This is a genomic window from Hydrococcus rivularis NIES-593 (assembly GCF_001904635.1).
GTDB lineage: Bacteria > Cyanobacteriota > Cyanobacteriia > Cyanobacteriales > Microcystaceae > Hydrococcus > Hydrococcus rivularis.
This window is the reverse complement of record NZ_MRCB01000005.1, coordinates 51,236-71,422: the sequence shown is the minus strand read 5'-3', so window position 1 is coordinate 71,422 and position 20,187 is coordinate 51,236. Positions and strand designations below refer to the sequence as shown.

The 20,187-nt window shown below is 43.7% G+C and carries 17 protein-coding genes and 1 pseudogene; 14 read left to right on the top strand and 4 right to left on the bottom strand.

What is annotated here, in order from left to right; genetic code table 11:
* Positions 1–291: 291 nt before the first annotated feature.
* Entirely contained in the window at positions 292–585 is a 294-nt protein-coding gene (locus NIES593_RS06295) for a hypothetical protein (protein WP_073598765.1), read from the top strand.
* Positions 586–718: 133 nt separating this feature from the next.
* Positions 719–1,573, top strand: a complete 855-nt coding sequence (locus NIES593_RS06290) for a M48 family metallopeptidase (protein WP_073598764.1) — start codon at positions 719–721, stop codon at positions 1,571–1,573.
* A gap of 68 nt (positions 1,574–1,641) precedes the next feature.
* On the opposite strand, the gene NIES593_RS06285 is transcribed toward NIES593_RS06290, so the two are convergent.
* Complete coding sequence (locus NIES593_RS06285) at positions 1,642–2,097, bottom strand: hypothetical protein (protein WP_073598763.1); 456 nt, start codon at positions 2,095–2,097, stop codon at positions 1,642–1,644.
* Between the two features lie 594 nt (positions 2,098–2,691).
* On the opposite strand from NIES593_RS06285, the gene NIES593_RS06280 reads away from it, so the two are divergent.
* The 4 genes from NIES593_RS06280 (at position 2,692) to NIES593_RS06265 (ending at position 9,320) form a co-directional block, all read left to right on the top strand.
* Positions 2,692–4,170 (top strand): leucyl aminopeptidase, encoded by a 1,479-nt coding sequence (locus tag NIES593_RS06280; protein ID WP_073598762.1) that lies wholly within the window; start codon positions 2,692–2,694, stop codon positions 4,168–4,170.
* A gap of 540 nt (positions 4,171–4,710) precedes the next feature.
* Positions 4,711–7,164 (top strand): sensor histidine kinase, encoded by a 2,454-nt coding sequence (locus NIES593_RS06275; protein WP_217651835.1) that lies wholly within the window; start codon positions 4,711–4,713, stop codon positions 7,162–7,164.
* A gap of 10 nt (positions 7,165–7,174) precedes the next feature.
* Positions 7,175–7,657: a response regulator gene (locus tag NIES593_RS06270; RefSeq protein ID WP_073598760.1), complete on the top strand. Its 483-nt coding sequence runs from the start codon at positions 7,175–7,177 to the stop codon at positions 7,655–7,657.
* Between the two features lie 67 nt (positions 7,658–7,724).
* Positions 7,725–9,320, top strand: a complete 1,596-nt coding sequence (locus tag NIES593_RS06265; RefSeq protein ID WP_073598759.1) for an ATP-binding response regulator — start codon at positions 7,725–7,727, stop codon at positions 9,318–9,320.
* Positions 9,321–9,329: 9 nt separating this feature from the next.
* Here the strand turns inward: NIES593_RS06265 and NIES593_RS25450 are convergent.
* The 3 genes and pseudogenes from NIES593_RS25450 to NIES593_RS06245 all read right to left on the bottom strand — a co-directional run bounded on the left by NIES593_RS25450 (position 9,330) and on the right by NIES593_RS06245 (position 13,118).
* A pseudogene (locus tag NIES593_RS25450) lies at positions 9,330–10,424 on the bottom strand (RNA-guided endonuclease InsQ/TnpB family protein).
* Positions 10,425–10,775: 351 nt separating this feature from the next.
* Complete coding sequence (gene arsS, locus NIES593_RS06250; RefSeq protein ID WP_073598756.1) at positions 10,776–11,789, bottom strand: arsenosugar biosynthesis radical SAM (seleno)protein ArsS; 1,014 nt, start codon at positions 11,787–11,789, stop codon at positions 10,776–10,778.
* 117 nt (positions 11,790–11,906) lie between these two features.
* Positions 11,907–13,118, bottom strand: a complete 1,212-nt coding sequence (locus NIES593_RS06245) for a methyltransferase domain-containing protein (protein WP_175561048.1) — start codon at positions 13,116–13,118, stop codon at positions 11,907–11,909.
* A gap of 373 nt (positions 13,119–13,491) precedes the next feature.
* Between NIES593_RS06245 and NIES593_RS06240 the strand changes: the two genes are divergently transcribed.
* The 8 genes from NIES593_RS06240 to NIES593_RS06205 all read left to right on the top strand — a co-directional run bounded on the left by NIES593_RS06240 (position 13,492) and on the right by NIES593_RS06205 (position 20,154).
* Positions 13,492–14,073 (top strand): GUN4 domain-containing protein, encoded by a 582-nt coding sequence (locus tag NIES593_RS06240; RefSeq protein WP_073598755.1) that lies wholly within the window; start codon positions 13,492–13,494, stop codon positions 14,071–14,073.
* Positions 14,074–14,146: 73 nt separating this feature from the next.
* Positions 14,147–15,340, top strand: a complete 1,194-nt coding sequence (locus NIES593_RS06235) for an NAD(P)/FAD-dependent oxidoreductase (protein WP_073598754.1) — start codon at positions 14,147–14,149, stop codon at positions 15,338–15,340.
* A 16-nt stretch (positions 15,341–15,356) separates the two neighbouring features.
* Positions 15,357–16,037: an HAD-IA family hydrolase gene (locus NIES593_RS06230; protein ID WP_073598753.1), complete on the top strand. Its 681-nt coding sequence runs from the start codon at positions 15,357–15,359 to the stop codon at positions 16,035–16,037.
* A gap of 228 nt (positions 16,038–16,265) precedes the next feature.
* A complete protein-coding gene (locus NIES593_RS06225; protein WP_073598873.1) occupies positions 16,266–17,177 on the top strand; it encodes an Hpt domain-containing protein in 912 nt (303 codons plus the stop codon).
* A gap of 234 nt (positions 17,178–17,411) precedes the next feature.
* Positions 17,412–17,681 carry a hypothetical protein gene (locus NIES593_RS06220; RefSeq protein ID WP_073598752.1) on the top strand — a complete coding sequence of 90 codons (270 nt, stop codon included), beginning with the start codon at positions 17,412–17,414 and terminating at the stop codon, positions 17,679–17,681.
* Between the two features lie 299 nt (positions 17,682–17,980).
* Positions 17,981–18,343: a cupin domain-containing protein gene (locus tag NIES593_RS06215; protein WP_073598751.1), complete on the top strand. Its 363-nt coding sequence runs from the start codon at positions 17,981–17,983 to the stop codon at positions 18,341–18,343.
* A complete protein-coding gene (locus tag NIES593_RS06210) occupies positions 18,336–19,256 on the top strand; it encodes a prephenate/arogenate dehydrogenase (protein ID WP_217651833.1) in 921 nt (306 codons plus the stop codon). Before NIES593_RS06215 ends, NIES593_RS06210 begins: the two co-directional genes overlap by 8 nt.
* Positions 19,257–19,359: 103 nt before the next feature.
* Positions 19,360–20,154: an ion transporter gene (locus NIES593_RS06205; RefSeq protein ID WP_073598871.1), complete on the top strand. Its 795-nt coding sequence runs from the start codon at positions 19,360–19,362 to the stop codon at positions 20,152–20,154.
* Positions 20,155–20,187 lie beyond the last annotated feature (33 nt).

Below are 20,187 nucleotides of genomic sequence, written 5' to 3'. Positions count from 1 at the left end.
TTACAAAGTCAGAAGAGGCTTGCCGTGCGGGGGCGGAGTATCTCTGACTCTGCTCACAACGATCCCAAACACTTTTAAGATGTCCGCTTAGCGCAATTAAAATTGCTTTACCTAAAGCTACAACCCCATACGTTTTGGATAACGATAAGCTGCCTTTTACCAAGTTTTTTAATAAAGATTTAAGATTTTTGACATTTCTGCCTGGACAAAGTAAATGCACCTATTGTAAAAAAGGAGCAAGAACAAAGACCTTACTCTGTTCTCGCTCAGCAGCTCTTTACTAGCTTGGAGATGAGTCTAGTGTCCAATTTAATCCGTTCTCTACTGCTAACCACCCTTTTAAGCTTTATCCTACCGATTATGGCAATCGGTACCTTACTAGCTGCTGCGTTCGCGATCGCTCACGTACCGGGATTAACTGCTTTCGGACGCATCGGTTCCAGTCAAATTTGGGAATTTTTGGCGATTTTTGGCGGCGGGTATCCCCTTCAAGGAATTCTAGCTATCGGCTTTAGCTGCGGTATGGTAGGGTGTTTGTTCGATCTATACAACTTTTACCTCTATCAAGATTTGCGCAGCCAATAAGGCAGTTGCGCGATCGCTCCTATTTTTCCCGGTCAATCTAGCTAAACTAGGAATTAGACAAGCTCTGCCGTTTAGAAGAATCGGATAGTGCTTATCAAAACGATCTCCTCACTACAGTTTCGCCTGGTTGACCATGTTAAAACAACTCGATCGCTTTTTCGGTCGTTTTCGCCAAGGATGGATTTATATAATTCTGTCGCTTGCGATCGCTGGCACTTTAATCTTAAGCGCTCCTAAACCAAGCTACGGAGGCTCTTGGCTAGATATTTTAATTAGGGGAGTTCAAGTTATCCAACTGTCGAGCATTTCAGACGAACAAGAAATCGAACTGGGCAAACAAATCGATCGCGAACTAACCCAAACAAAAAAAATTCGGATTTTGAGAAATCCCTCCCTCAACAGCTATTTGAATCAAATCGGACAAAGACTCGTGCCAGCGAGCGAGCGACCTAACATTCCCTATAAATTTCAGATCGTCAACGACAAACAAATCAATGCCTTTGCCACCGCAGGAGGCTATATTTATATCAACAGTGGTTTGATGCAGAAAGCAGATAACGAAGCAGAGTTAGCTAGCGTCCTCGCTCACGAAATCGGTCATATCGCTGCTCGTCACGCGATCGACCAAATGCGAGATACGGCAATCTCTCAAGGATTGCTTTCGGCAGCCGGACTCGAACGAGAGACTCTGGTCAATCTAGGCGTACAATTGGCAGTTAGCCTCCCCAACAGCCGCGAAGACGAATTTGAAGCCGACAAACTGGGACTTGCCAATCTAGAAAAAGCTGGCTACGCTCCCTCAGCCATGGTGAGTTTTATGAAAAAACTTTTGGCTCAAGGTAGCTCCGTTCCAACCTTTGTTAGTACTCATCCCAATGTATCAGATCGCATCGTTGTCTTAGAGCGATCGATCGATTCCAAAAAAGCCATTGCCGGCGATGGATTAGATAATCAAGCCTACAGAAACCGAATTCGTGCTGCTCTGTAACTGGTAGTGCGAACATCTCGCTCGCGAGATGCTCGCACTGCAATTTATAGTTAATTCAAATTAACTTATCATTTTTTGGGAACCTTGACCTGACGTGCCATGTTCTTAAACATGTCTAAACTCGGTCCGGGTTTCCGGCGCGACATAGTAGGCATCATCAGGTATTTATCGGCAAATTGAACGGTTTGAGAACCGACTTTGCCGTTGCTATCTTTTTTAAAAACTGCCGCTCTAATTATAGCTTCTGGATCGGATGCCACAGGCGCAGAAGCTTTAGGGGCTGGTTCTGGCGCAGCCTTAGCATTTTGTCCATTATCCTTGACTGAGGTTTTCTTCGTCTTTTTCGCTTCGACAGGTGCGGCTTTTGGTGACTTGATCTCACTAGCTTGGCTAGATTTGGCTTTTTTCTCTTCTACTGGTTTGGCTGCTGCTTCTGCTTTATCCTTTGCAGGCTGCTGGCTTTTGCTTTCGTCTAATTCAAGAAAATAAGCATCTTTTTTACCGCCAAATAACTTTTTAAACATTGACAACAACTCCGTCTGATGAGGTGAACTGTAAAAATAATCGTTTGAGAAACCTATTAGTTCCTGCTAAATCAATTTACATGAAATAGAAGTAGAAATCGAACACAAATTCGCTTGAAGCAAAACTGAGAAACTAAGGGCAGACATACCGCAATTCTCTGACAAGAATTAACTAAAATTAATTCTGTCTGTTTTTGCTCGAATATTTTTGACGAGCGAGAAAGCGACTTTAGCAGTTATAAATTATCTGCTGATTTCTCTCTCAAAACAAGATAGAAGGTCAAAAAACTTTTCGCTTTCCAATAATTTTTTATTAAATTTATTGGTTAAAGCACAGGTTAACAAGGTTTCCCTCTGCATACCATCAAGCCAGAAATGGATACCTTTTGCAATTATTTTTTACAAAAATTAATATATGTTGCCAATCTAAACGCTAAGAAATGTTAATCAGCCTTCTTTAATTAATATTGGTTTACGCTTCTCTCAGTTTTTGACCAAGACGATTCCGTAAAGCACCGACTCAGGAAATCGCATCCTCAACCTTCTGTAAGCTACAATTTCAGACGGAAGTCGTATGAGAGCCACTAAACAAGAATGCAAATTCGAGGGACAAATACAGCAGTATTAGATTGGACTGGCGATGCTTTAGCAATTGGTCTATTTGAGAGCAATATAGAACTAACTGGAGAATTAGCTCGCTTAGATGAGAAACTGGTAGAGACGATTCAAGAATTAGTTTCTGAGACGGAATTTGAAGGAAAATCCAACAGTACAGCAGTGACGCGCGTCGGTAGTAACAGTCCCGTCCGCAAAATTATTTTAGTGGGGTTGGGCAAAGCCGAGGACTTAAAACTGAATGCGGTTCGCCTAGCTGGGGCAGCGATCGCGCGGATTGCCAAAAAAGAGAAGGTTAAAACCTTGGGAATTAGCTTGCCCGTTGTCGATAACGATCCAGCCGCTACTGCTGGGGCGATCGCAGAAGGGATGCTCTTAGCTTTACACCAAGATAACCGTTTTAAGTCGGAGGTGGAAGACAAAGGACTCAAGCTAGAAACTGTCGATTTGATTGGGTTAGGCAGTCAAGATAAAGCAATTGCCCGTGCCGAAGCGATCGTCTCTGGAGTTATATTAGCAAGAGAATTGGTTAACGCTCCCGCTAATTCCGTCACGGCGATTACAATGGCTCAAACTGCCGAGCAAATCGCAGCAGAGGGCGGTTTAGCCGTCGAAATCCTAGAAAAAGAAGACTGTGAAAAGCTGGGCATGGGAGCCTTTTTAGGCGTGGCGATGGCATCGGACTTGCCGCCTAAATTCATTCACTTGACCTACAAACCTTCGGGTACGCCCAAACGCAAGCTAGCAATCGTTGGCAAGAGTCTGACCTTTGACTCTGGCGGACTGAATATCAAAGGGGCGGGTAGCGGCATCGAAACCATGAAAATGGACATGGGAGGCGGTGCGGCAACTCTAGGAGCAGCCAAAACGATCGCGCAGCTAAAACCAGAGGTCGAGATTCACTTCATCTGTGCGGCGACAGAAAATATGATTAGCGGTCACGCCCTGCACCCCGGCGATATTCTCAGGGCTTCTAACGGTAAGACGATCGAAGTCAATAATACCGACGCAGAAGGACGGTTGACCCTAGCCGATGCATTAGTATTTGCAGAAAAACTGGGAGTTGACGCGATCGTCGATCTCGCCACTCTCACGGGTGCCTGTGTCGTTGCCCTTGGCAATGATATTGCTGGGTTGTGGAGTACGGATGAAACCCTTGCCAATCAACTCAAAGAAGCCTCCGACAAAGCAGGAGAAAAGTTCTGGCAAATGCCAATGGAAGAGAAGTATTTTGAAGGTCTCAAATCCCAGATTGCCGACATGAAAAACACCGGACCTCGTGCTGGCGGGTCGATTACTGCTGCCCTCTTCCTCAAGCAGTTCGTCAAAGAAACCCCCTGGGCACACTTAGATATTGCGGGTCCAGTTTGGGCCGATAAAGAAAATGGGGTTAATAATGCAGGCGCGACTGGTTTTCCCGTACGGACGCTGGTTAATTGGGTGCTGAGTTACAGTTAATTGACGATCTGGGCAGGCATTGTCCCTGCCCAAGCACTTGCACTTTGATGTCAAAAAGTCAGCAATGTTCTATTGCTGCCTCATAGGTAAAGGTAAAGTCGTTTTCATACGACTGGATAAGCTTTTCCTCCCACCAAGAAATAAATTTCTTGGCTTATAGCTAAAGTCAGATTTATCTGACTGCAAGAAGAGCATTAATGCCTAGAACTAAAGTTCTAGGCATTGATGCTCAACTCGATTAAAATCGACTAACAGGAAATTAATGACAACAGCAGTTGTTGAGAATGATGCAAGATCTCAGTTGAAATGGACTTGAGCTATAAGCCGGGAAATTCATTTCCTAGCAGCTTGATATTTGAGTTCCAAGAAATTTATTTCTTGATGCGATCGAGTCACAGTGAAATAACTCTGGTGTCAATACGCTATTAGTTCTATAAACATCTACCTAAAGTAGGTTTCCATCGCTCGATCGGCTATCTTAAGTTAGATCTCAAGTTCCTTTTCTAAATTTATCGCTCGGTTGTGGCGGAAAATCTCTTTTTGAATTACCATAACAGCTCTCAATCGACAAAGATGCGATCGCTGTGCAACTCCAAAGTCGTTCGAGCAATTCCCCTGGTAGCCAGCCTCATTACTCTGCTCGTCGGTTGTCTAGTTCTCCTTGGTTGGCTCAAAAGTGGATTTGTTGCCATGGGATCTACGATGAAAGCCAATAGCGCGGTTGCATTTATCCTGGCAGGAATCTCCTTAGGATTAACCGTCAAAAGCGAAGGGCGTTTGCTTGGAGACGGAGAAACAAGGAGACACAGAGACAAAGAGATGGGGGGAAGAGAAAAGCACAGAAGGATGGGAAGACTTGTTGCTGATAGCTGTGCGATCGCAGTTTTCTTAATCGGACTCCTTACCCTCGCTCAATACCTATTTGGTTGGAATCTGGGAATTGATGAGTTGCTAGTTCGAGATTCGCCCATTTTCTCCCAAACTAAATATCCCGGTCGCATGGAAGACAATACAGCATTGAGTTTTTGTCTGATAGGTGGGGCGCTTTGGTTGCTGCCTCGCCAGACGCACCGCGGGGATGGACTGGCTCAATTGCTGACGGCAGTTGCGGTGGCGATCGCTTTTCTTGCTCTCGCAGGTTATGCCTATGGCGTAGATACCTTTCATCGGTTCTTTGTCTACTCAACTTCGATGGCATGGCACACTGCTCTCGCCTTTATCGTGCTGTGTATTGGGATTCTGTTTGTTCGACCCGATCGCGGCTTGATGGAACCGCTCGCGAGCGATTTTAATGGGGGTATCGTTGCCCGCAGGCTCATTCCTACCGCCATTGTCACTCCTTTGCTCTTGGGCTGGTCGATCTTACAGGGGCAAAAACTCGGTGCCTATCATCCCGTCTTCAGTTTCACCTTACTGGTCGTGTCGTTGAGCATTATTTATTTCATACTAATTTGGCGCACTGCCATTGCGCTAAATCGAATCGATCGCAAGCGCACTCAGATAGAATCTGCCCTACGACAATCCCAAGAACGACTGAAATTGTTTGCCGAATCGGATTTGGTAGGGCTGTTATTTGGCGATGTCTATGGCAGGATTCATCAAGCCAATAATGCCTTTTTGAAAATTGTTGGCTATACTCGCGAGGATATGGAAGCGGGACGGTTGCGTTGGGATAAAATCACGCCGCCGGAATATCTGCCGTTGGATGAAATAAGCATTGCCGAAGCACGAGTGAGAGGACTGTGTACGCCCTACGAAAAGGAATACATTCGCAAAGATGGTCGTCGCGTTTGGGTGTTAATTGGATACGTTTTGCTGGGAGAGGAACGAGAAGAATCGATCGCTTTTATTTTAGATATTAGCGATCGCAAACGGGCAGAATTAGAACGCGATCGCTTCTTTAATCTGTCGCTAGATATCCTGGGAGTAGCTGGTATAGATGGCTACTTTAAGCGGCTCAATCCTGCCTGCGAGCGCCTTCTGGGATACACGCCGACGGAGTTAATGAGCCAGCCTTACATCGAATTCGTACACCCCGACGATCGCGATCGTACCCTAGCACAAGCACAAAAACTGGCGACTGGAGCTACAACCTTAAATTTTGAAAATCGCTATCGTTGTAAGGATGGTTCCTACAAGTGGCTGCTTTGGAACACATTCCCGGTTATTGAAGAGGGATTGTTTTATACTGTTGCCCATGACATCACCAATCGCAAACAAATTGAGGCAGAAATTCGGCAATTCAACGTCACTTTAGAAGAACAGGTTCAACAGCGCACAGCACAACTGGAAGCTGCCAATAAAGAACTCGAATCGTTTTCCTACTCGGTTTCTCACGATCTGCGCGCTCCCTTGCGCCATATTGCCGGATTCGTCGATCTGCTGCAAAAACGTCTTCAACAAACCGAACTAGATTCAACGAGCCAACGCTATTTGAATATCATCGTAGAAACCACCAAACAAGCGGGCGAACTGATCGATGACCTCCTCACCTTCTCGCGCATGGGACGAACCGAGATGCGCTATGCGGCGATCGATATGAATTTCTTAGTATCAGAAGTTCTCAGCGATCTCAGACCAGAAATGCAAAATCGAGAGATTAATTTACACATTGACGAACTACCGACCGTGCGAGCCGATCCTTCGATGCTGCGATTGGTTTGGCAAAATCTACTCGAAAATGCACTCAAATATACTAAACTCTCTCCCCAGACAGAGATTTCTGTCGGCAGTCATTTGACCGAACAAGAAGTGATATTTTTCGTAAAAGACAATGGAATTGGTTTTGATATGCGATACGTACACAAACTATTTGGAGTATTCCAACGTCTCCACAGCGATCCTCAATTCGAGGGAACGGGAGTGGGATTGGCAAACATCCAACGCATCATTCACCGTCATGGCGGACGAGTTTGGGCTGAAGGTGCCGTCAATGAAGGAGCAACATTCTATTTCGCGCTACCCAAGGAGTTAGAAGTCAGGAGTGGAGAATAGAGTACGACAGATGGAACTCAAACGAATTCTCCTGGTAGAAGACAGTATCCGAGATGTTGAACTCATCCTGACTTCCCTAGCAGAAAATAATTTAGGCAACGAAGTTGTCGTCGTTCGAGATGGCGAAGAAGCCCTCGATTATTTGTACCGTCGAGGCTTGTATCGACTAAGAAGAGAAGGAAATCCTGTCGTAGTATTACTCGATCTCAAGCTTCCAAAGATTGACGGCATAGAAGTCTTAACAGATATCAAAGCAAATGAAGCCCTGCGGACTGTCCCCGTCGTTGTCTTAACTTCCTCGCGCGAGGAAGACGATTTAACTCGCTGTTATGAGTTGGGCACGAATGCCTATGTGGTCAAACCAATCGACTTTCATGAATTTGTCGATGCAATCAAAGGATTAGGATTGTTTTGGGCAATTATCAACGAACCCCCGCCGGGTTCGATGCCCCCGTTTCGAGTCAGTCAAACAATTCAAGATGGAGGAGACTAAAACAATGACCGAGTATCAGCGACCAGTTAATCAATTTTGAACTTTGAATTTTGACCTTTGAACTGCTATGACTCTCCGGTTTCTGTTACTAGAAGATAGTGTATTAGATATGGAGCTAATTCACGCTCTACTAACTGAAGGTGGAATTGCGTGCGAGCTAGTTCGGGTACAAACTCGTAGTGAATTTGAAACCGCACTAGCACAACACAGCTATGACTCGATCCTGTCGGACTACGCTTTGCCTAGTTTCGATGGGATCTCGGCATTAGAAATCGCGCAACAGCTTAGCCCGGAGACTCCTTTTATTTTTGTCACCGCTACGATGGGCGAGGAAGTAGCGATCGAAACCCTCAAAAAGGGGGCAACCGATTACGTCCTCAAACAACGATTAGAGCGACTCGTTCCCTCGGTCAAACGCGCTCTGCGAGAAGCCGAAGAACGCCGCGCCCGTCAGCAGGCGGAGGCAGAATTGCGACAGCAAAAAGAAGAATTAGAACGAGTCAATCGCATCAAAGATGAATTTATCGCTATCTTATCTCACGAGTTGCGATCGCCGCTCAACGCCATTCTAGGTTGGGCGCAGCTGTTACAAACCCAAAAACTCGATCCAGCCAATGTCGATCGCGCTATAGAAACCATCGCTCGCAACGCTAAATTACAAACCCAACTGATCGAAGACTTACTCGATATCTCCCGTATCATCCGAGGCAAGATCGTCCTCGAATCGCGACCCATTAACCTCGCTGCCGTTATTGCCGCCGCGATCGATACCGTGCGCCTTTCTGCCCAAGCTAAAGCGATCGAGCTGCGCTTTGAGTATCAGCAAGATGAAACCCCCACTCCACTCCTGGTACTTGGCGATCCCAGTCGTCTCCAACAAATTGTCTGGAATCTCCTCACCAATGCCATCAAATTTACGCCAGATGGGGGACGGGTGGAAGTGAAATTGGAGACGGGGGGACGAGGGAGACACTTAATCCAAAATTCAAAACCCTATGCCCAAATTACCGTCACTGATACGGGTAAAGGCATTTCTGCTGATTTTCTCCCCTACATATTTGATTCCTTTCGTCAAGCTGATGGTTCGACAACCCGTCGTTTTGGTGGATTGGGCTTAGGGTTGGCGATCGTTCGCCATCTAGTCGAGTTACACGGCGGCACTATTTCAGCAAGCAGTCCAGGAGAAGAAAAAGGAGCAACCTTTAGGATCGAACTGCCTTTGTTGATAGCAGAAACCTCTCAAAATAGCACGCCCGACACCCCAAACCCCGAAACCTCAAGCCCTCTCGCTAATCTCCGCATTTTAGTGGTGGATGACGATCGCGATTCTAGCGAGTTTATCGCCTTCTTGCTCGAACAATCTGGCGCGATCGCTACAGTTGCCGCGTCTGTTCAATCCGCTTTGCAAGTCTTTTCTTCTTTTCACCCCGATGTTTTACTCAGCGATATCGGCATGCCAGAAGAAAATGGTTACAGTTTAATTCGCAAAATTCGGTTGTTGTCCCCAGAACAAGGAGGACAAATCCCAGCGATCGCTCTAACAGCCTATGCTAGAGACCAAGACCGCGATGAGGCGATCGCAGCTGGATTTCAACTCCATCTAGCTAAACCCGTTGCTCCCCACGATCTGATTGCAGCCATAAAAAAAGTTCTGGACAGCTAGGAGGGAAGACTAGGAAACTAAGAGAGGGGGAGCATTTTTGTCCCGACAATCTATGTATCCACAGTGGGGACAACTATGCGTTCTAGTCGATAGAGTTTTGGCTACTTTCTCACCACAATTGGAGCAATTAATACTTGTATATTGTGGCGGAACGGCAATGGTTATCTTGCCAAATTTAATGCCAAAATACTCTATCCATTTTCTGAACTGGTACCAACCGCTATCATTAATCGCTTTGGCTAGTTTGTTGTTCTTAACCAAGTTCTTCACTTGTAAGTCTTCATAGGCGACTACATCGTTAGATGGGCATACGCAACGCGCAAGTCTCTTTGCGTGTTCTTCACGTTGCCTACTTATCTTCAAGTGATACTTAGCTAAACTAGCTTTGGCTTTCTTATAGTTATTGGTAACAGGTTTTCCTTTCTTAAACTTATCTGAAACACGACGTTGTAGTTTTTTAAGGCGTTTTTCTCCCTGTCGGTAGAATTTAGGATTTTCTTCTATTTGACCATTGGAGTCAACCTAGAAGGATTTCAGCCCTGCGTCTAAACCGATAGCTTTCCCAGTTGGTTCTAAGCCTTCTTTGACATCAATAGAAATACAAAATTGGCAATAGTATCCGTCGGCACGGCGGATTATTCTGACTCTTTTAATGTCTTCTTGGTTGTAGAAGTAAATGTCTCTAGAACCAACCAGCTTAACTCTACCAATCCCGATTTTATCGGTAAAGGTAATGTGTTTTTTGGTCTGGCTGTCAAGTTTCCATCCACTTCGCTTGTATTCTACTGAGCGATTGTCTTTTTGAAAACGAGGAAAACCTTTTTTTCCTGGAATCTTTTTCTTACAATTGTCGTAGAATCTAGCAATAGCTGATCAAGCTCGTTCGGCAGATGATTGTCTAGCTATTGAATTAAGCTTGTCAACCAACTTAAATTCTTTAGCTAAAATCGCACTATACTTATTCAGGTCATATTTGTTTTGTTTAGGCGTATCCATCCAATACCTTAAAGCTTTGTTCCGAACAAACTGAGCCGTTTTTATGGCTTCGTCTATTGCTCGAAACTGGTTTTCTTTGGCTCGGATTTTGTCCTCTAAAACCCACATTTATATCGACCTTAACTAATAGTTTTATTCGATCGTCAGCAGCAAAATGTCAATCGTGCTACGCGATTATTTGTTGGTCGGGGTTTCATCCCCCGTTAATATTCATGTAACGGGGGTCTTCACCCCGACATTAAAGATAACAACTAATACCAATTTTCTACCAATTTTCAGGTTTTCGCGATCGACATTCTTCTCCCCTCTCCCAAATAGGGAGAGGGGTTGGGGTGAGGGCGATCGACTATCTCTGTCATTAATGAACGAAAAAAGTATAACACCAATCTTCTAGGCTAGATCGAGTCCACTTAAGTGGACTTAAGCTAATAGCCAGGAACTTCGGTTCCTGGCGGACTATCAAATTAATGCTCCTGCGCAACTCGAACCACTCCCAGCCGTACACCCATAACAGTAGGCTGCGGTTTTGATTTCTTGAATTAAGTCGAGATTTCCTGCTTCTAATAGTTTGACTATTGTTAAAGCTTCTCCATTGGGTAAAGTAGCTGGAAGATTTTCCATCTGATTGAAGTCACAATCATATACATTACCTAAATAATCAATTGATAATTGATTGCGACACATTAGATGAGAAACAGTACTGGAATTATGGTGAGATTCTAAAAATTTTAGATAGAGAACATATAAATGATTATTGTTGAGATGATTTTTGACCCTGCCAATAGGAAGATTAGTAATAGCGAATAAGCGATTAAAAACGACTCCAAAATTTTCTTCTAAATATTGTTTATAATCTCGCTCTAAACTAACTTGATTGGAAGTTAGAAAAAAATTATCATTTTTAGGTAACTGAGGATTATAAACTAAATCTAGAATTAGATCTGGCTTTTTTCCATAACCGAGTTGATTTAATTTTTGAATTGCTTTAATTGAAGCCTGATAAACTCCTGCACCTCTCTGTCGATCTACATTGTTTTCTAAATAACAGGGAAGCGATGCGATAACTCGCAATTGATACTGGGCTAAATATTCTGGTAAATCTTTATATCCAGTTTCAAAAAAGATAGTTAAGTTAGAGCGAACAATGACTTCTTTTCCTGCTTTTCTGGCAGCTTCTACTAGCGGTTTAAACCCATAGTTCATTTCTGGCGCGCCGCCAGTTAAATCGACTGTTTCAATTTGAGGAAAACCATGAATTAATTCAATTAATTGTTCGCAGATTTCTGAAGATAGTTCTTCTGTTCGTTTTGGTCCTGCTTCTACATGACAATGATTGCAAGCTAGATTACAACGCTTGCCTAGATTAATTTGTAGAACAGTAATTTTTTGCTTGGTTAAGGGGTGACTGAGTTTTTTTTGAAATGGGGTAATTTCTGAGAAGGAAAGTTGAGAAGTAGATGCTGATTGAGTCATTAGAAATATTGGCTTAGTTACTAAGTTTTTTAATTCGATCCTTCAGACGCAGAGGGTATAAGGGAGATAGATAAAGAAAAAACACACGACCAATGACTGACTGATAACTGGTAACTGTTAACAACATTCACCTGGACTGCAGCACCCAGCATCATTGTTAATTTCGGTGAGATGGTAGTTGTATCCTTTGGTTTCTTTTGGATGGCGAATGGCTTTATTTTTACAGCTAAAGTTTGTTGCTGCTTCTAGAGAGATTTCTTGATAGGGAGGCACAGGAATAATATCTTTGGCATAAGGACTATTGGGATTAGTTAAAATTTGATAAGTTTTATCACAAACTGCCATTCTTTCTCCGCGACAAAAGGTGTGACCGTCATCATCTTGCACCTGTTTCCAAGGACCTTTATAAATAATGGCTTGTTTGCGTTCTAAACAAGAACCTTCTTTTCCTTTAAAAGCACGAACAGTGACGGAACGAAATTCAATGCCATCAATAACTTGCCATGGTTTTTCGTCTCGTTTGAGAATCTCAATACCATAAAATCCGACTTCTTCAAACATTTTAAGGAAGAGATCTTCTCGAAACGCGCCGGAAATACAACCGCTCCATAGTTCGGGATTATTAAGGATTTCTGGAGTCGGATCTTCATCGCAAACGATATCAGAAATAACTGCCCTTCCGCCTCGTTTGAGAACGCGATAAATTTCTTGGAATAACTGCTGTTTATCTTTAGGGCAAACTAGGTTAAGAACGCAGTTAGAGATGACTACATCGATACTTGAATCATGAATGAGAGGAGATCGATCGCGCAAGCAATCGCATTGGGCATCAAATTGACTAAATTGCTCGATAGAAGCGATCGGATTGTCTTGCAACCATGCTTCTACTTTCTCTAAATCTAGCTTAAGATCTTGGATTTTTCCCTTGAAAAATTGCGTATTACAATATCCAACTTTTCTGGCAATTTCAGATTGATATTTTCGCGCTAGTGCCAGCATTTCATCATTGAAGTCAATCCCAATGACTTTGCCCGTCGCGCCTACTTTCTGCGCTAGAATATAACAGTTTTTTCCGGCACCAGAACCTAAATCTAACACCGTCTCGCCTACAGAAACGTAACGAGTAGGATCGCCACAGCCGTAATCCTTCTCAATAATTTCTTGAGGCAGAATATCTAAATAGTTTCCTTCATACTCTGTAGGACAACACAAGCTAGGTTCTTGTTGCTTTGCACTAGCTCGGTAGCGTTCTAAAACTGCCTTTTCGATGTCATAACCTGCTAGGGTTGAAGAATGAGACAGCTGTTGAGAGATAGGGGTTTCAGTCACGATGAGTTCCCTTTTTACTTTGACTACAATGAAATCAAGAAAAGTATAGGTTAAAGCTAAAATTACTTTCCAATAACCTTGGAAAAATTTAACAGTTATTCCTTGAAAAATGATTAAAATAAGCAAAAATGATTTTTTTAGCTAAAAATTTGCCGCATCCCAATATTTATTCTCAAAGTAAAGCAATTGCTGAGAAATAAAGGGATTGGAAACAAAAAACGACGATTCCTGAGCAAGTGGATTCGATCGCACCGCAAGTCGATCCTCGCGATAGGAGTGCAAAATGCACGAAAAATCTTCCCAGAAGCCATCAACTGCTTCGACTTTTTTCGATTGTTAGAGTAGTTAGAAACCGACCTCATAAAATTATCCCATGCTCGATCCGGAATTTGAATCAGAAGTTCTCTCGCGTTTAGCTCGACTAGAAACGACGATTGGACAGAGAATATCTCGCCTGGAAGAAGAACTAGAGGAAACTCGTTTATTACTTCCCGATCTACACCGATATGGCAAATTGCGAGATTTGCTAAAAGTAGGTAAGTGGAAAGACGCTGACCTAGAGACGACCAGGGTCATGCAAGAAATTGCAGGCAACGATTCGCAAACTGGTTGTACTCCTGAAGATATGAACAGCTTTTGCTGTAATGGAACTCGCATTATCGATCGCCTTTGGAGAAAATACAGTAAGGATCTTTTTGGCTTTAGCATTCAGCTACATCTATACCATAACTTAGGAGGAAATCTGGATACTCTCAGAGCCTACAATAACGAAATTTTAATTCGCCTGGGCAAACAATTAGGTTGGTATCGCGAGAAAAGATGGCTAGAGTTTGATGAATTTGATTTCTCTAAATCCTTAGCAACTGGCAGTCTTCCCGGTTATTGTTGGCATTCTCCCTACAGACCAAAGATAGCGCATCATTTCTTTATGCGACTAATTGGTTGCGGGCTATAGAGTCCTTGAAGCTAGCGATTCCCTTGCTATGCTGAATACAGTCGCCTTGCATATAACACCTGAGCCTGGTCTTATGAACAAACAAACTATACGCATCTGCATTCTTGGTGGCGGTTTCGGGGGGTTATATACCGCGTTACGCCTAACCCAGTTCCCCTGGGACAATTCTCACCAACCGGAAATCACTCTGATCGACAAAAGCGATCGCTTTTTATTCTCTCCCTTGTTATACGAATTAATGACGGGAGAAATGCAGAGTTGGGAAATTGCTCCGCCTTTTGAAGAACTGCTCTCAGGTACGGGCATCCTCTTCAAACAAGCTTGCGTCACTGGCATCGATATTGAAGCTAGAGAAGTACAACTCGATAACGAAACCAGCATAAGCTACGACAAACTGGTCGTAGCTATCGGCGGCAAAACCCCCCTAGATATCGTCCCAGGAGCAAAGGACCGCGCGATCCCGTTTCGGACTCTAAACGATGCTTATCGACTCGGAGAACGACTAAGAATCTTAGAACAGTCCGATGCAGACAAGATCCGCGTCGCGATCGTTGGCGGCGGCTACAGCGGAGTCGAACTCGCTTGCAAGTTGGCAGATCGTTTGGGAGAGAGAGGACGCTTGCGGCTGATCGAAAAGCAAGCCACGATTCTCGCTACGTCCCCAGAATCTAATCGAGAAGCAGCTAAGAGAGCGTTAGAAAAACGACTGGTATGGCTGGACTTGGAAACTGAAGTCGAGTCGATGACATCGGATACCATCTCCTTGCTTTATAAAGGACAAATCGATACGATTCCGGTAGATATAGTTTTGTGGACGGTGGGAACTCAAGTTTCCGAATCGATTCAAAAACTCCCCCTCAAGCACGATCGACGCGGATTGTTGACGACAAATGCTTTTCTGCAAGCAAGCGATCGCCCCGAAATTTATGCCCTCGGCGATGTCGCCAATTGTCAGGATATAACCGGACAACAAGTTCCGGCTACCGCTCAATCTGCCCTTCAGCAGTCTGACTTCTGCGCTTGGAATATCTGGGCTTCTATTACCAGACGACCTTTATTGCCCTTCCGTTACTTCCCGATGGGCGAGATGATGACCTTGGGAGTAGATAATGCCACTATTAGCGGTTTGGGAGTGAAACTAGAAGGAATACCAGCCTATATTCTGCGGCGTTTGATTTATCTCTATCGCCTACCAACCCTAAAACACCAACTTAACGTTGGGTTTAACTGGATAACCCAGCCCGTTATAGAATTGCTGGCAGGGTGAATAGCTCGGAGGACTAATGACCAATGACAAACAACCAAAAGTCATTTTCTTAGATGCTGTCGGGACTTTATTTGGTGTAAAGGGAAGCGTCGGCGAAGTTTATAGCGCGATCGCCAGGGGAGCTGGAGTAGATATCTCGCCCGATCGCCTCGACGAAGCCTTTATCCAAAGCTTCAAAACTGCCAGTCCGCTAGCTTTTCCAGGAATCGATGCTGCCAAAATTCCCGAACTGGAGTATCAATGGTGGAGAGCGATCGCCAAGGAGACTTTTGAGGGAGCTGGCGTTCTCGATCGCTTCTCTGACTTTGATACCTTCTTTGGCCAACTCTACGCCTACTTTGCCACAGAGCAGCCTTGGTACGTCTATCCCGATGTCGTTCCTGCTTTGGAACACTGGCAGCAAAAAGGCATTCAACTAGGTATAATATCCAATTTCGATACTCGCTTGTATTCAGTAATGGAACGCTTGCAACTGAAAGATTTTTTTAGCAGTATCACAATTTCTTCAAAAGTAGGCGCGGCAAAACCCCATAGTCAAATTTTTCTGATCGCACTACAAAAACATAACTGTCTAGCCCAACAGGCATGGCACATTGGAGATAGCTTAAAAGAAGACTACCACGGAGCGAAGGCAGCAGGACTAACCCCCTTCCTCATTAAACGCTCTTTTTCGGAAATAGTTCGCGGCTCGCCGTAGTTACTTTAAATCCTTTAAATCTATGATGAAATTATTTATCCCTATCCTCTGTTACTTTTTGGAAATTTTAGGGAATACTATTACTAAGGATCTCCTAAACTGCTTTTTGTGCGAAGCATTGGGAGATTTTCGATCGGGTTATGTCGCCATCTCAGCCTAGCTCAAATCGCGAGCAAGGTGGCAGTAGCCTAGCGATAGCGAACCTTATTCAGATTGGGAGAAACTGCCTTGGATGCCGCAAATCAGCAAAAAATTCTTGGCTATTTCATAGAAGAAGCCAAAGAACACCTCGAAACTCTCGAACGTGGAATACTGGAGTTGTCTTCGGTCATCGAAGATCCCGAACGAGTCAACGAAATGTTTCGGGCTGCCCATTCGATTAAAGGGGGAGCAGCAATGCTAGGTTACGGCAGCATTCAGAAAACTGCTCACCGTCTAGAAGATGCTTTTAAAGTTCTCAAAGAACATACCCTATCGGTCGATCGAAAGCTGGAATCTCTTTTCCTGACCGGATACGATGTTCTTCAGGATTTAATCGAGCACCTGCAAAGTCCGATGGGACTTCAAGAAGAAGAAGCCGACGCGATCGTCTCGCGCTCCGAACCAAAGTTTATCGAACTGCAAGATTACCTCAAACAATTGCTCGGCGGTGCCGTTTCAGCCCCAAGAAACGGAATGCCAGCAGCGCAGACTGCTCCTGCCAAGGTATCGATCGCGCCCCAGGTGAAGAACCTACTAATGCAAATGTTGCAGCTCTTCAAGCAACAAGATACGCCCGCTAGCCGCCAACAACTGCGGAAGATCTGTGCCGGGTTAGCACAATTAGCTCCTGGCGAGCAAGGCTGGCAAAAGCTTCTGAAAGCTGCCGATGCCGCGATCGCCAATCCCAGACTCCCCTATCGCATCCTTGCCCCTGTCGTTATCAAAGAACTGAAACAGGGCGGCGATCTCCTTGAGATGGGCAAAGGCAGTCAAATTGCTATTCCTCCTGAGCTACAACAACTGGCTGTGGCTCACTCACAAGCTCCACAACAGATTACCATCGCTCTAGATCCCCAAGCAGCAGCAAAAACTTTGCTTAAAGTGTTCAACAAACAGCAAATCTCTCAAATCGTTCAATTGCTGAGTTCGGGAAGTTAGGTATTGGTGAAATTGGACTGGCTTACATCGGTTGAAGGGATGGGGACGCGATCGCTCGCGTCTGTGTGCCCCATCGGAAGCAATTTTTATAGCATAATTTAATCTTCACTTTTATACTAGGTAAGGGAAGTTAAATTTATCTATCGCAAGATAGAATCGAGAACGCACAAAGCGCGCTTAAATCAATCAAAGACTCGATTATTATTAAGTGACGTTTCGGGCTAAGGATCGGCAGTGATTCAACTCCTACGCAGTATAATTCAAGCCATACAACCTTTCCTTGTTCCTATCTGTTTTTTCGTTGCTTGGGGTTTTATTATTTTACTAAGCTGGACGTTGTGGAGTATCATTCGCGATACTGCTACCAAAGCTAAGCAAATGCATCAAATCCCTTGCGCTAACTGTCAGTTTTTTACTAACGATTACCATCTCAAATGTACGGTACAACCGACACTTGCTAATACAGAACAAGCGATCGGTTGTTCTGATTATCGACCTGGGTAACATATAAAGCTGGTTGAGTGACAAATCTTTGTCCCCTCATCCCTAAATCCCTTCTCCCACAAGGGGCGAAGGGACTTCAGTCCAAAATCTTAAGTTGAGAGCCACTCTCCCGCTCTGGGAGAGGGGTTGGGGTGAGGGCGATTTGCGTTTTGTTACTCAACCAGCATATAAAGATTAATAGAGACGCGCGGCGGCGCGCTGAATCGGGAGTTAGTATAACAAAGTTGTGAGTTATTTTTTTTGATTCCGAACTATGATTAATGAATCATTGACTAACTCCTGACAACAATTCGCGCGTTATGTTAGTTCAAAAACTGAAAGAATGTGAAGAATTTCTCGCAGGAGATAAGACTCGCCTGCGAGAATTGCTGCATCCTGACAAGCAACCAATAGAACTGCGCTACAGTTTAGCTCATGCCGTCGTCCCCGTCGGGGAAACTTCGACACCCCATTCTCTAAAAACCTCAGAAGTTTATTACATCCTCAGCGGGAAGGGAGAAATGCACATCGGCGAGGAAACGCAAATCGTCGAACCTGGAGATGCAGTCTATATCCCCCCCAATGCCAAACAATATATTCGCAATTGCGCAAATGAACCGCTAGTATTTATCTGTATCGTCGATCCAGCATGGCGTAAGGAAGACGAAACAGTTTATGAATAGTAGCACAGAACAGATGAAAACGGTAGGAATTGTCGGACTGGGATTAATTGGTGGATCGTTGGGATTAGATTTGCGATCGCACAATTTTAACGTACTCGGAATCTCTCATCGCCAAGAGACTTGCGAGAAAGCAAAACAGATAGGTGCAGTTGATGAGTATATCGTCCTGTCGGAGAACAGCGAAGTTGATGAAGTGAAAACCAAGCTGTTGCAAGGAGTAGAAATAGTATTTATCTGTACGCCTATTGATAAAATTACTCCAACTCTCAAACGACTAATTCCTTATCTTCTTCCTAAAACTATCGTTACTGATGTCGGTTCGGTAAAAACTCCGATCGTGCAAGCATGTTCCCAGTTATGGGATTATTTTATTGGCGGACATCCTATGGCAGGAACTGCACGGCAAGGGATTGAAGCGGCACAAAACGATTTATTTGTCGGTGCTGCTTACGTTTTAACCCCAACAGAAACTACTCCTTTAGTCGCACGCGAACGAGTTGAAGAAATAGCGCGATCGCTGGGTTCGATTATTTATACTTGTATGCCAGAAGAACACGATCGCGCCGTTGCTTGGATTTCCCATCTACCTGTCATGGTTAGTGCTGCTTTGATTGATGCTTGCATGAGTGAAACCGATCCAAAAGTATTCAATTTGGCAAGACAGTTAGCGAGTTCGGGGTTTCGAGATACCAGTCGCGTCGGCGGGGGAAATCCAGAATTGGGTTTAATGATGGCACAGTATAATCAAGAGAATTTGTTGCGATCGCTGTTTTCATATCGCGCTCGGTTAGATCGCTTAATTGATACAATCAAACGGGAAAATTGGGATAATCTTGAAAGCATTCTTGAGTTAACCCAGCGATCGCGATCTGAGTTTTTATCTTCATCTCACTGTTCAATTATTAATAGCTAATACCAATTTTTGAACGATATGCAATTAGCAAATTATCTTTAAACTTAACGATAAAATATTTTCATAAGTTTTTTAGTTAGTGCGAACTGCTTTGACAATTTGTATGGATTTCATTTCGTGGCGAAAAACAGTTTCGCATTACTTAGAAGATATTGAAACCCCTATAGGAAAAACGATTAATTTAACCATTTTAGGACTAATATTTTTATCATTAACTATATTTGTTACAGAAACTTATTCCATTCCCCAAATAGTAAGAATTTGGCTAGATAACATCGATATAGCCATTTTGGTTATTTTTACGATAGAATATTCAATTCGCTTTTGGTGTGCTGACTCTAAAATAAAATTTGTTTTTAGTCTCTTTTCTATTTTCGATCTAATTGCGATCGTTCCCCTAATAATAGGGATAATGGACATTAGATTTATTCGGATTTTTAGATGGTTTCGTCTTTTACGACTGATTAGATTTCTTGAGTTTAAAATTTCTATCTTTAAAATCGAAACAGAAGACGGAGTAATTCTTACCAGAATAGTATTAACTTTATTTTCGATTATTTTTGTTTACTCTGGCTTTATCTATCAAGCCGAGCATTCCGTCAATCCTACTATTTTTAGAAACTTTTTCGATGCTCTTTATTTTTCAGTCGTGACCATGACAACGGTGGGATTTGGCGATGTCACTCCCATTTCTGAGACTGGTCGCTTTTTAACCGTGTTAATGATTTTAACGGGAATTTTATTAATTCCTTGGCAGGTAGGCGAGTTAGTTAAGCAATTACTCAAAACAACCAATCAAGTACAAAAAAGTTGTTCGGGTTGCGGACTATCAATTCACGACTTTGATGCCAATTATTGTAAAGTCTGCGGTACGAAGTTAAAAGATTGGTTGAAATAGTTAGTAGTTAGTTAAATTGCTAATAACTACTAA

Bases quoted from the DNA above. Each gene is read 5' to 3' on its own strand.
- NIES593_RS06295 (WP_073598765.1), top strand. From the start codon at position 292: ATGAGTCTAGTGTCCAATTTAATCCGTTCTCTACTGCTAACCACCCTT.
- NIES593_RS06290 (WP_073598764.1), top strand. From the start codon at position 719: ATGTTAAAACAACTCGATCGCTTTTTCGGTCGTTTTCGCCAAGGATGG.
- NIES593_RS06285 (WP_073598763.1), bottom strand. From the start codon at position 2,097: ATGTTTAAAAAGTTATTTGGCGGTAAAAAAGATGCTTATTTTCTTGAA.
- NIES593_RS06280 (WP_073598762.1), top strand. From the start codon at position 2,692: ATGCAAATTCGAGGGACAAATACAGCAGTATTAGATTGGACTGGCGAT.
- NIES593_RS06270 (WP_073598760.1), top strand. From the start codon at position 7,175: ATGGAACTCAAACGAATTCTCCTGGTAGAAGACAGTATCCGAGATGTT.
- NIES593_RS06265 (WP_073598759.1), top strand. From the start codon at position 7,725: ATGACTCTCCGGTTTCTGTTACTAGAAGATAGTGTATTAGATATGGAG.
- arsS (WP_073598756.1), bottom strand. From the start codon at position 11,789: ATGACTCAATCAGCATCTACTTCTCAACTTTCCTTCTCAGAAATTACC.
- NIES593_RS06240 (WP_073598755.1), top strand. From the start codon at position 13,492: ATGCTCGATCCGGAATTTGAATCAGAAGTTCTCTCGCGTTTAGCTCGA.
- NIES593_RS06235 (WP_073598754.1), top strand. From the start codon at position 14,147: ATGAACAAACAAACTATACGCATCTGCATTCTTGGTGGCGGTTTCGGG.
- NIES593_RS06230 (WP_073598753.1), top strand. From the start codon at position 15,357: ATGACCAATGACAAACAACCAAAAGTCATTTTCTTAGATGCTGTCGGG.
- NIES593_RS06215 (WP_073598751.1), top strand. From the start codon at position 17,981: ATGTTAGTTCAAAAACTGAAAGAATGTGAAGAATTTCTCGCAGGAGAT.
- NIES593_RS06210 (WP_217651833.1), top strand. From the start codon at position 18,336: ATGAATAGTAGCACAGAACAGATGAAAACGGTAGGAATTGTCGGACTG.
- NIES593_RS06205 (WP_073598871.1), top strand. From the start codon at position 19,360: ATGGATTTCATTTCGTGGCGAAAAACAGTTTCGCATTACTTAGAAGAT.